The following is an 11,003-nucleotide window of genomic DNA, read 5'->3' on the forward strand; positions in this document are numbered from 1 at the left end:
ATGCTTTAAACAGAAGAAGTGAATTCTTGATTGTAAAGAAATAAGAATAAACAGATTATCAGATTACTAAATACGTATTATAAAGAAACGGGCTACTCATTGAGTAGCCCGTTTTGTTTTTATTCATTATCACTTTGATACCATTCCGCAAAAGAAGTATCAGTTTCTTGGAGGCGAAGGGAAAAAAGTTGAATGTTATTTGGTAAACGATTTTTAATTTTTTGTGCAAAATCAATAACCATATTCTCGCTAGTGGGTTGGTAATCGACTAAAATTACATCATGACCGCGAGAAATTAATTCATTAGCTAACTCGATATGAGGAGTAGTTTTATTAAAAACAGTTGCATGGTCGAAAACGTCAACGATTTCTTCTTTAACGATTTTCTTTAAATCACCAAAATCGATTACCATTCCATATTTTACATTCGATCGATCATCAATAGGTGTTCCGATAACAGTTACAGAAAGTTTATAACTGTGTCCGTGTACATTTTTACATTTTCCATCATAGCCAAATAAGGCATGTCCTGTTTCGAAACTAAATTGTTTGGTAATTCTGATTTTACTCATAGTATTATAATTAGGCGGCAAATTTACTAAATAAAATAAAGCAGGGGGAAGAATCCCCAAAGGCTTTTTTATTTCTTTAATTTGGTTAAAGCAGCAACAGTGAAATCCGATAAAACTAATGTTCCTGAGATAGCAGCTCTTTCAACCAATAATTGGTCCCAATCTGCGGTGCCTTCCCATAATACTTTTTTCATATGCGTTAATGCGTCAGGGTTATAGCTGGCTAATTTTAAGCAGAAAATATCCAATTCTTTATCTAAATCACTAATCGTCTCTAATACTTTTGCATATAGGCCTTTTTCCTGAGCCCAATAAGCATTTTTCCATTCGTGAGCAGCAAGAGTCATTTCAGACAATGCTGCTTTTCCCATTTTTCGTTCTACTGCGGGTGCAATGACAAAAGGACCAATTCCAATAGTAAATTCGGATAATTTCACGCTACCTTCTACAGTTGCCATAGCATAATCACAAGCAGCAGCCAATCCAACACCTCCACCTACAGCTTTACCATGAATACGACCCACAATAAGTTTAGAACATTTGCGCATAGCATTGATCACATTGGCAAAGCCTGAAAAGAATTTTGCACCCTCTTCTAAGTTTGAAACAGCTAATAATTCATCAAAAGAAGCACCAGCACAGAAAGCACCGGTTCCTTCACTTTTTAAAAGAATAATACTAACATCTGGATTTGAACTTAAGGAATTCAGTTCTTGCGTTAATCGATCTAACAACTCACTGGGAAAGGAATTACTGGCCGGATGACCAAATTCTACAGTTGCTATTTTATTTTCAATTTGTGTATATAAAGATCCGTTGGGTCTATCAGTTATCATTGTGTAATTATTTTGGTATAAAGTTACACATTTTACGAAAAGAGGTTTTATGTTTCGTTGAAAATACTATATTTGTCGAATATCATGGGGATGTAGCTCAGTTGGCTAGAGTGCTTGACTGGCAGTCAAGAGGTCGTGGGTTCGAGCCCCATCTTCTCCACAATTTAAAAGCAACTTATTTATAAAAAATAAGTTGCTTTTTTTGTTTAATAAAGAACCCCCAGACTCCTTGAATATTCCATTATTTTAAGCCTGTAAAGTCCTTAAAGAAATCTTGTTGCGGTGGCTTTACCAGATATAATAAGTCCGTCATGATTCATAACATATTCTGATAGAGAAGGATTAATTAATTTAAGTTTACCTTCTCTTATGGCAATGCGAATAGGGATTAAATTAAAATAAGCCCATTCATCTCCAATAATTTTATTAGCAAAAGGAACAAAGATATCCAGTTCACCATCTGTAATATCATATGGAATAATTGCCTTGTCATTATCTACTGGAGCCATTTGGTTTTGAGTTCCTTTTTTACCAATAACCAGTAGATGTAAAGTTCTATGATTTCCAGCTTCAGCAAGGTTGTCTGCAAAATTTGATACTTCAAAATACCCCTTTTGAATATTGGTTCGGCTCATGTGGTTTGCTCCAAACTTAAAAAGTAATTTAGGAATATTAATTGCGTCACTTGTGATATAAGGAGCGACATAATTTAATAAATTCTTTTTCATCAAATTAACACGTTTTTGATAAGCAGTATTAGCAAAGATGGGAACACTCGTTTTTAGGTCGTTCAGCATTTTTTGGCAAACTTTATTCTCTTTTTTAAATTGAATTAATAAAGAATCAACAGCTTCTACTGAAAGTTTTTTATAACCATAAAAATCACCATATTTATTGGCATTACCAAATATTGGTAAATCGATTGCTCTAATTTCAGCTGCCTTTTGAAGGGCTATCTTTTTATTGGCTGGAGATTTAGCTTCACTTGCTAATGTTCTGAAAAATTGATCTAATGAAAGAAAATTAATTTCATTCAACCCCCAAATATCTACTTTGTTTTGTTGCATTTGTCGGATTAAATCCATTTCTACATCCCAACTATAAAAGGCAAAAGCATAAGGATTAGCTTTAAGATAACTAGCATATTTTGTAGGTTGGATGCTTATTTTTTTAAGTTCATTCACAGTGTATGGATCAATTTCAACTACTAATGCTGCGGGTTTAAAAACCTCAGCTAATTTACCTGTGAAAACAGCAACTTCTGCTATTCCATGTGGTTCACCCACAAAGACAAAATGAGCTTTGTTAATTTCTTTCACTACTAAGTCCCATCCAGGACCCTCATATTTAGCATTAGTATAGGTAAAAGAATTTTTTACAATAAGCTTTTCTAAATCTAAACTGTCTGATTGAACAGTGGCGGTTATTTTAGGTGAATTTTTTTGAGCGATAACAGTAAAAGAGCAAAGCGTAAAAATTACTATATAAAATGATTTCATGTGTTTTTTGATGATCTTGATTGGGGATAAATGTAGTATAAAAAGAAGTGTCCCTCATGAAATTAACAATAATGAAAAAGAAAAATTAAAGGAGCTTTATGTGTTCAAAAAAAGCAGTGCGATAATGTTCTCCAATAGGGATGATCTGTTTGTTTATTATGACACTATTCCCTTCAATATTTTGAGCCTGTTCGAGAGAAATAATATATGATTTATGAATTCGGAAAAAGGGAGGAGTTGGAAGTTTAATCTCTAAATCCTTCAAGTTTTGATAGGTAATAATCTTATTAGAAGAAGTGTGAATGATTACATAATTCTTTAAGCCTTCCACATAGAGGATTTCATTGTATTGCACCCGACTGAAAGTATTTTTTCGATCCCCTTTCACAAACAAATAGTTGTTTTCTGGAGCAGTAACTTCAGTTGTTTTCGGTTCGTCTTGAGCGACATTAGCAAGCGGTGTGATTATTTCTTTCGCTTTTTGAGCAGCACGTAAAAAACGTTCAAAACCAATAGGTTTCATCAAGTAATCTACAACATCCAGTTCATAACCTTCTAAAGCATAATCGGGATAAGCGGTCGTTAGAATAACTTTACATTTATTTCCAATGATTTTCAAGAATTGAATACCCGTTAATTCAGGCATTTGGATATCTAAAAAAATTAAATCAACTTTTCCTTCTTGAACCAATTGAAGTGCATCAAGTGCATTAGTCACTGTACCTACAAGGGTAAGGAAAGGTGTTTTTTGAATAAAAGCAGCAATGATATTAGCGGCATAAGCTTCATCATCAATAGCCAAACAACGAATTAGGTGGGACACAATAAATAGAGGATTAGATAATAGTTCGTTTAATTTGCTTTAACCAAAATACAAATTATAGTTTAATCTGTAGTTCAATATGAAACCTTTTTTGATCTTGTGCAATGTCAAGTTGGTGTGCATTCGGATAAATGAGTTCCAATCGACGTTTTACATTGGGTAATCCAATTCCACTCGATATATCTTTTTGATTTTGATTGATTTGATTCGTTACTGTGAAATGCATTTCACTATCCTCTTCGATACTCAATGTAATAGATACGGGTGTTAGAGGATCATTTACGACGCCATGTTTTAATGCATTTTCCACAAAAGGAATTAATAGAAGAGGAGCGATATGCTGTTGTGTATCTTTAACGGTATAAACGAAAGTAACATAAAAACGAGATTCAAAACGTAGCTTAAAAAGCTCAATATAATTTTCGATATAATGGATTTCTTTTGCAATTTCGACCTTTCCCTCTTTGTTCTCATTTAAGGTATAGCGTATCAAATCCGACAAATTAACAATGGCATGAGCGAGCTTATCAGAAACAGGGATGGCAAGGGAGTAAATATAATTAAGTGTATTGTATAGAAAATGAGGATTGATTTGTGATCTTAAAAAAGCGAGTTCAGCAGCATCTCTTTCCTTACGCAATGCGTTATTTTGATGTTCCTGTTTGTAGGCATTAAGTGTTGCATATACGGCTATCGCTAAAATGATAAATGTAAATCCGAAATAAATATTATCGGTAAAATAATACCATAAAGAAGTGCCTTCATCATAATTTCTGAATCCAAAAAAATAAGGAAATAGTAGTTCTTGAATACTATAGCGTAAAACGAGATAGAAGATATAAGTTGCAATAATGCTGATTATTAATTGAGGGATTTTATTTCGTTTCAAAAAAAGTGGGAAAAAGACAAGATAACAGAGGTAGAACTCCATTAATTTGACAAAGGTGGTTGATAAATTAATGTATAATTGGACCTTATTAATAGGCGCTTCAAACCATGAACTTGTTGTATAGCTGAAAAACAAGATCCAAATGATAATATGGATACCAATAATTTTAAATTTTCCCATGAGCCAAAAATAGCAAACGCTTTTGCATACCACTGTTTTTTTATACCAAACGGTTCAAATTTTACACCAACGCCAATTTTGACTAATTAGCGGTGTTGGGATAATAAATTAGCCTGTTGGGATAATTTTTTTTCTGTCGGGAGAATATACTCTCAAGTTTGTACTCAGAAATCAAAAACAGAAAATTCATATGAAAACAGTATTTACAATAGTAGTAACTTTATTTGCTTTAATCCTTTTAGGAATACAAGAGATCAAGGCACAAGATCAAGTAGAAGTAATGGTGTTGGGAACCTTCCACGAAAATGATCCAGCAGATTCTTTATCTCAAAAAGCAATTATCCAGAAATTGAAAACATTTAATCCCGACCGAGTGATGGGAGAGTTTTTAAAACCATCAGATCTTTTGAGCCTAGACGACGAATTAACGACTAAAAAGAATTGGTTGAAAACAGTTGATTATATCAAAAGACACAATGAAGGAGTAGAGAAAAATAGTGAAAAACTAATAAATAAAGCCCAAGCGAGTTTAATGAAGTCGGAAAATTTTCATAAAACAAGGATTGATTTGGCGATACGTTATTTTAAAAACTATGACCTTGGTAATGGATTATATCAGCTTTATATTCTGGAAAAATACAAGAAAAAATCCTTTGGGACAGAAGAATTAGCATACTATAATAGTCATATCGGATCCCAGGATTCAATTCAAAAAGCGAAGCTTTACAGAAAAACCAGCGAGTATACGACTATTATTTATCCCCTACAATATGAGTTAGGCATTAAGGAAATTGACCCAATTGATTGTCAGCGTTACGATGCCAAATGGATAGAATCATGGAGATTAGTTGCTTATATAATGCACTATGTAGGAAAGATAGCAAAGATGGATTCCAATTCTGAAGAAGCAAAAATTGTAAAAGCAATTGAAGATGCGAAGAATAAAGTCTATGAGGAATCTGTAGCTCATAAATTATCATCAGGATATGGATATTCCAATTCGATATATAATGCACAAATGAGTGACTTGATAAATTTTTATGGTGGAGAAGCTGTCTTTGGTGTTTCAAAAGAATATCCAGAAACACAAGTAAAGCAAATGATGAAATACTGGCAATTGCGAAATGAAGGAATGAGTGAAAATATTATAAATCAAATTGCAATGCATAAACCGAAACGTGTATTGGTAGTGGTGGGATCAGCACATCAAAAAGGAATAGAAGATTTATTAGCAAAAGATAAAAATATCAAGATTGTAAATTATAATCAATTGTAGAAGAAACGATTGGGTATTAATGATGGAGCATTCGTTTGAAATCCTCTGAGAGTAATCTTGGAGGATTTTTTTGTTTTACCAGATTTAGTAGGCTTGCATAGTTTTTTATGTTAAAACCCTGTAATACTTGGCTTACAAATCAAAAATAACACAAAAATTAATGATAAATAAACATAAAGTTATATTAAAAAATACTAAATTTAACACTCTGTGATTGAGGTTTTTAGATAATTATATGATAGTTGTTTCATTTAAAAAAGTAAAAATATGCCAATTAGCACTACTGTACAGATACGAATTGCGGGGGAGATATTACCCCGATTTTCTCAATTGGTCATTAACCAAAAAGTAAATACACACCACCAATTTTCATTGTTGCAACCTTTGCCGAAAGAATTTATTACACAGGCAATAGATAAGGCACAAGGCTATATTGGACAACCTATAAACATCACCATTTCACCAACCAATACGATAACAGAATCGCCTTTGGTTTTTAATGGAATCATTACCGAAGCTCAAATGGTGAGAACATCAGGATCGGCGGGAGGAATCATCATCAATGGATATAGTCCGACCATATTATTAGAAGGAACACCCCATGTGAAGTCCTATAATGATATGACACTTTCAGATATTGTAAATCAGGTTTTGAAAAAATATACACAAGGAAATTTAAAACCAAGTGTATCCGTTGAAAAAGATTCAACGCTATCTTATACGGTACAATACAATGAAAGCGATTTTGGGTTTTTATGTCGAATGGCACAAAAAAGAGGAGAATGGATGTATTATAATGGTGAAGAATTACGATTTGGAAAACCTCAGCCTAAAACCTTCACATTAGAATATGGAAGAATGCTACATTCTTTTAATATTGAAATGCGAGCTAAAGCAATGAATTTTCAATATCTAGGCTATGAAGCTTCAGGGGCAGACAGTCAAAAAGCATCTGCTACAGAAGTGAATTACCAAACAGATGGAATTGCTCAAGCCATGGTAGAAGTGTCTAAAAAAATGTTTCCAAATCAATCCACAATGTTATATAGTAACAATATTGAAGAGGGAAATACCCGATCTCATTTATTGGACCGTGTCAAAACGCAATTATATTCCAGAGCATCCGATTTAGTAACTGCCCGAGGCGATTCAGATGAAACAGGACTGCGCATTGGTGATATTGTAGTCATTCGTGAACCTGCTTTTTCTATGACTTCAAATCCGTTAGATACTTTGCAAGAACAGCTTTTTGGGAGTTATTACATAACAGATATTACCCACGTATGCGACGAATCGGGGAATTACCACAACACTTTTGATGCCATTCCCGATTCTGTAAACTGTCCTCCTTATGGGAATGTTCATAGTATACCGATGGCAGAAACACAACCGGGAACAATAGTCGATAACAATGATCCAAAAGGATTAGGTCGAGTTCAGGTTGAATTTGCTTGGCAAAAAGAAGAAGGAAGTAAAAGCCCTTGGATCCGTATGACGAATCCACATTCTGGTGGAGGAAAAGGATTTTATTTTATTCCCGAAGTAGGAGAAGAAGTACTCGTTGCTTTTGAAGGCGGAAATGCAGAGAAACCTTTTGTACTGGGAACCATGTACAATGGAAAAGGTAAAACAGGTCAAAATGAAGCCAGCAATAATTACAAAGCAATTCAAACGCGTGGGGGACATACAATCAAATTTGATGATAAAGATGGTGCCGAATCCATTACGATTTCAGATAAAAATGGAAATACAATAATATTGGATACTAAGGAACAGTCAATTACAATATCTTCTGTAGAAATTATTAATATCGTTTCAAAAGAGATTAATATCATCGGAGAAAATAATGTCAATGTGAGTTCAAAAGAAGTTGCTGTAGATGGAAGTGATTCCGTTGGAATTTCAAGTAAAACATTAATTGAAGCAGGAGCACCATCGGTAAGTGTTTCGGGAGAAAAAGAAGTAACGATAGAAGGAAAGCAAGTTGATATGAAGGGATCAATTGCAACCAATGTAAAAGGAACCATCTTAAATCTGAACTAAGATGATGAATCATGAACATAATCCAATAGCTGTTCGCATAGGTAAACTACAAGAAACATGGTTTAGACGAACAGAGAAAAATCCGGACTATGCTTTGGCACGATGGGTTGTTCATGGAGAAGATGTAGATTTATTAAATGGTTTTTTAAAATTAGAAGCATCCCCTCATGGAAAATTAGCCGATTTTTTTGTGGTTCTCTTTACCCGATTTGTAACCAAAGAAACCTTTGCAAAAGACCTAGTTCAAGACTGGATCATAATGTATAAAGAACAATTGCAGAATAATGATAAACAAGCCGTTTGGAACTATGCTGCATTTGAAGAAAAATTAAAAACACTCAGTCAAGAGGATAAAGGAGTTGCATTGCTATTAGAAATGCTTCAGGATTTTTCTGTTTTTGCCAGTGAAGAAAAAAGACCTTTAGTCCTAACGCTAATCCCAAGAAGTGTAACCAATAATGACCATTACATGGATTGGTTCTTTACGCTACTAAATGATTATTCCTTTCCTTCCTCCATAAAATTTGCCATTCTGGATGATGCCGAACGCAATTATTTTTCTCGGGTTACAAAAATGATCTTTCCTAAAGTAATAGATATCATTCCTGGAAATATGGACATGCGTGGGGCAGTGGCGCAATTAGCCGCTCAAGGAGACCCAAATGATCCCCAAGTTCAGTTTCGTGTATGTATGTTGAAGATGGGAGAAGCAACCAGTAATAACACTAGAAGCATATTGGACGAATGGGGTGAGAAATTAATTCAGGCAGCAGTACGCTCACACGATAAAAGTATGTTAGCGTCTGGATATTTAATTTATGCAGGATTCTTAATGCATTTCCCCGCTCAGGAAGAAACCCAGAAAATGCTAGAGAAAGCATTGCAAATGGCTAAAAATGCAGTAAAAGAAGATGCCAAAAACATTCCTGTTTTAATTCAGGTATATGGTTATTTAGGAGCATTAGCATCGATGCATGGTGAACATAAAGAAGCGATAGTACATTTTATCAAACAAGCGGAAATAAGTGAAGAAAATAAACTCTTTCCAATGGCTCTGTCAGCCTATAAAACCATTGTTTATTTAGGACACACACACAATTATACCCAAGAATATGAAGCGTATACCGCAAAAGGATATGAAGTAGGACTACAGATGGAAGACGACAGCTTAGGCGTTACGGATTACTGTTTCATTGCCCACCATTATATTGAGCTGAATGAGAATAAAGATAAGAATCAGGTTATTGTACTAAAAGAAAGAATGGAACGACTGTTTGGAAGTCAATGGAGAGAAGAATTAGTATATAGGTTGAAAGAAAGTGTACCAGAGAAAAAAGAAAGTGAATCTTAAAAATACACGGTTATGTTGCTAACAAATAATCATTTTACCCCTGTGATTGGTATTGATTTGCATTTCAATACATTACCACCTTTTAATCCGATACATCCCTACATTGGGATTGTAATCGATCCGATGGACTATATTCCTTTTATTGGTTCTTCGGTCAATGTAAATGGTGTACCCAGAGGTGTTACCGATACGGGAGGAAGAATCATAACCTTTATACACATTCCATTATTTACGGGGCCGTTTGCGATGATACCCGTAATTGGCCATGAATCCATGAACTTTTTTGGAAGTAAAGATGCTTATATGGAAGGACGTCGTATTAGTCCAAAAGGTTATATGGAAATGACGTGCAATGATATTGGGATTCCATTGAGTTTATCCCCTGGAAAAAAATGGTGGAAACCTATTCCATCCTTATTTGCACCCACAAGTATGAGTTTACCTATTCCAACGGGTAAGCCTGTGAATATTGCCGGTCCTTATGTTCCAGATTTAATGGGGATACTCATCAATTTGGCAGCAGGATTAGGATTTGGTTTTCTAATGAAAGGCCTTGGGAAAGTATTCAGTTCAATGCTTAAAAAACTAAATAAGTTAGCCAATAAAGCAGCAAAAGGACCCAATCGATTGAGTAAATTTTTATGTAAGCATGGTTTTGAACCCGTAGATTTAGTACAAGGAATAGTCTTTTCTGAAGTAATAGATTTTGAATTACCGGGACCTATCCCATTAGTATGGGAGCGTATTTGGAATTCAGATGCTTCCTATGAACATCAATTAGGACATGGATATCATTTTAGCTATAGCCTTGATTTAACCATCCATCATAGTGATGGATTTATTGGAGTTATGCTTCCAGATGGACGCAGTGCAGGATTTCCCCTTTTAGAAGAGGAACAAGAGTTTTACCATCGAATGGAACGATTAACCTTAAAAAGAATCGGGAATAATTATACAGTTTATAACCATAATTCGCTATTAACGTATAGCTACGAAGCAGTTACGAATGCAAAATGCGTAGCAGTGAGCATCAGTAATGTAGCAGGATTGGCCATTCAATTGCATTATGCAGGAACAGCACTTCATGGAATAACAGACAGCTGTGGTAGAGTTTTGATTTTTGATCTTGATGAACAAAAGCGTATTACGGCGGTGTATTTGCAAACCAAAAAAGGAAAGGAACTATTAGTAGGATACCGTTATAGTGAGGAAGGAGATTTGATTGCGATTTTGGATGCATTAGAAAAAGCAACAACAATTACCTATCACAATCATTTGATGGATTCCAAAACAGATCGTAATGGACAAACATTCTATTGGAAATATGATAAACAAGGACGATGCATTCATACTTGGGGAGATGGGGGCGTTCTAGAAGGACGTTTGGCCTATTACCCAGAATTAGGATACAATGTGATTACCGATGCCTTGGGCAATGAAAGTATATACTATTATAATGAAGATTTTTTATGCACTCAAATTCAAGATGCATTAGGGAATTCTAAATTTTTCGAATACACCGATATGTTCGAAT

At 34.5% G+C, this 11,003-nt stretch carries 9 protein-coding genes and 1 tRNA gene; 5 read left to right on the plus strand and 5 right to left on the minus strand.

Annotated features, from left to right (window positions below; genetic code table 11):
- Window positions 1–119 precede the first annotated feature (119 nt).
- A complete protein-coding gene (locus tag P6733_RS17685; RefSeq protein ID WP_306354288.1) occupies window positions 120–572 on the minus strand; it encodes a 6-pyruvoyl trahydropterin synthase family protein in 453 nt (150 codons plus the stop codon).
- Between the two features lie 68 nt (window positions 573–640).
- Window positions 641–1,408: an enoyl-CoA hydratase/isomerase family protein gene (locus tag P6733_RS17690; RefSeq protein ID WP_306354289.1), complete on the minus strand. Its 768-nt coding sequence runs from the start codon at window positions 1,406–1,408 to the stop codon at window positions 641–643.
- Window positions 1,409–1,494: 86 nt separating this feature from the next.
- Here P6733_RS17690 and P6733_RS17695 point away from each other — a divergent pair.
- Window positions 1,495–1,568: transfer RNA gene (locus P6733_RS17695), tRNA-Ala, on the plus strand.
- 103 nt (window positions 1,569–1,671) lie between these two features.
- Here the strand turns inward: P6733_RS17695 and P6733_RS17700 are convergent.
- The 3 genes from P6733_RS17700 to P6733_RS17710 form a co-directional block, all read right to left on the minus strand.
- On the minus strand, window positions 1,672–2,907 hold the full coding sequence (locus tag P6733_RS17700) for a hypothetical protein (RefSeq protein WP_306354290.1): 1,236 nt from the start codon (window positions 2,905–2,907) through the stop codon (window positions 1,672–1,674).
- A gap of 85 nt (window positions 2,908–2,992) precedes the next feature.
- Window positions 2,993–3,730 (minus strand): LytR/AlgR family response regulator transcription factor, encoded by a 738-nt coding sequence (locus P6733_RS17705; protein WP_306354291.1) that lies wholly within the window; start codon window positions 3,728–3,730, stop codon window positions 2,993–2,995.
- A gap of 55 nt (window positions 3,731–3,785) precedes the next feature.
- Complete coding sequence (locus tag P6733_RS17710) at window positions 3,786–4,799, minus strand: sensor histidine kinase (RefSeq protein ID WP_306354292.1); 1,014 nt, start codon at window positions 4,797–4,799, stop codon at window positions 3,786–3,788.
- A gap of 190 nt (window positions 4,800–4,989) precedes the next feature.
- Here P6733_RS17710 and P6733_RS17715 point away from each other — a divergent pair, with 190 nt between their 5' ends.
- From P6733_RS17715 to P6733_RS17730, 4 genes are all read left to right on the plus strand, one after another.
- Window positions 4,990–6,075, plus strand: a complete 1,086-nt coding sequence (locus tag P6733_RS17715) for a DUF5694 domain-containing protein (RefSeq protein ID WP_306354293.1) — start codon at window positions 4,990–4,992, stop codon at window positions 6,073–6,075.
- Window positions 6,076–6,342: 267 nt separating this feature from the next.
- The gene (locus P6733_RS17720; protein ID WP_306354294.1) at window positions 6,343–8,118 is read left to right on the plus strand and encodes a type VI secretion system Vgr family protein; all 1,776 of its coding nucleotides are present in this window, start codon (window positions 6,343–6,345) and stop codon (window positions 8,116–8,118) included.
- Window position 8,119: 1 nt separating this feature from the next.
- Window positions 8,120–9,469 (plus strand): hypothetical protein, encoded by a 1,350-nt coding sequence (locus P6733_RS17725; RefSeq protein WP_306354295.1) that lies wholly within the window; start codon window positions 8,120–8,122, stop codon window positions 9,467–9,469.
- 12 nt (window positions 9,470–9,481) lie between these two features.
- Window positions 9,482–11,003: DUF6531 domain-containing protein (locus P6733_RS17730; protein WP_306354296.1), on the plus strand; the 1,522-nt coding region annotated here is incomplete at its 3' end.

Source organism: Flavobacterium aerium, assembly GCF_030766725.1.
In the GTDB taxonomy this organism is placed as follows: domain Bacteria; phylum Bacteroidota; class Bacteroidia; order Flavobacteriales; family Flavobacteriaceae; genus Flavobacterium; species Flavobacterium aerium.

Coding starts and splice junctions, on each gene's coding strand:
- P6733_RS17720 (WP_306354294.1), top strand. CDS start 6,343: ATGCCAATTAGCACTACTGTACAGATACGAATTGCGGGGGAGATATTA.
- P6733_RS17685 (WP_306354288.1), bottom strand. CDS start 572: ATGAGTAAAATCAGAATTACCAAACAATTTAGTTTCGAAACAGGACAT.
- P6733_RS17725 (WP_306354295.1), top strand. CDS start 8,120: ATGATGAATCATGAACATAATCCAATAGCTGTTCGCATAGGTAAACTA.
- P6733_RS17690 (WP_306354289.1), bottom strand. CDS start 1,408: ATGATAACTGATAGACCCAACGGATCTTTATATACACAAATTGAAAAT.
- P6733_RS17715 (WP_306354293.1), top strand. CDS start 4,990: ATGAAAACAGTATTTACAATAGTAGTAACTTTATTTGCTTTAATCCTT.
- P6733_RS17710 (WP_306354292.1), bottom strand. CDS start 4,799: ATGGGAAAATTTAAAATTATTGGTATCCATATTATCATTTGGATCTTG.
- P6733_RS17700 (WP_306354290.1), bottom strand. CDS start 2,907: ATGAAATCATTTTATATAGTAATTTTTACGCTTTGCTCTTTTACTGTT.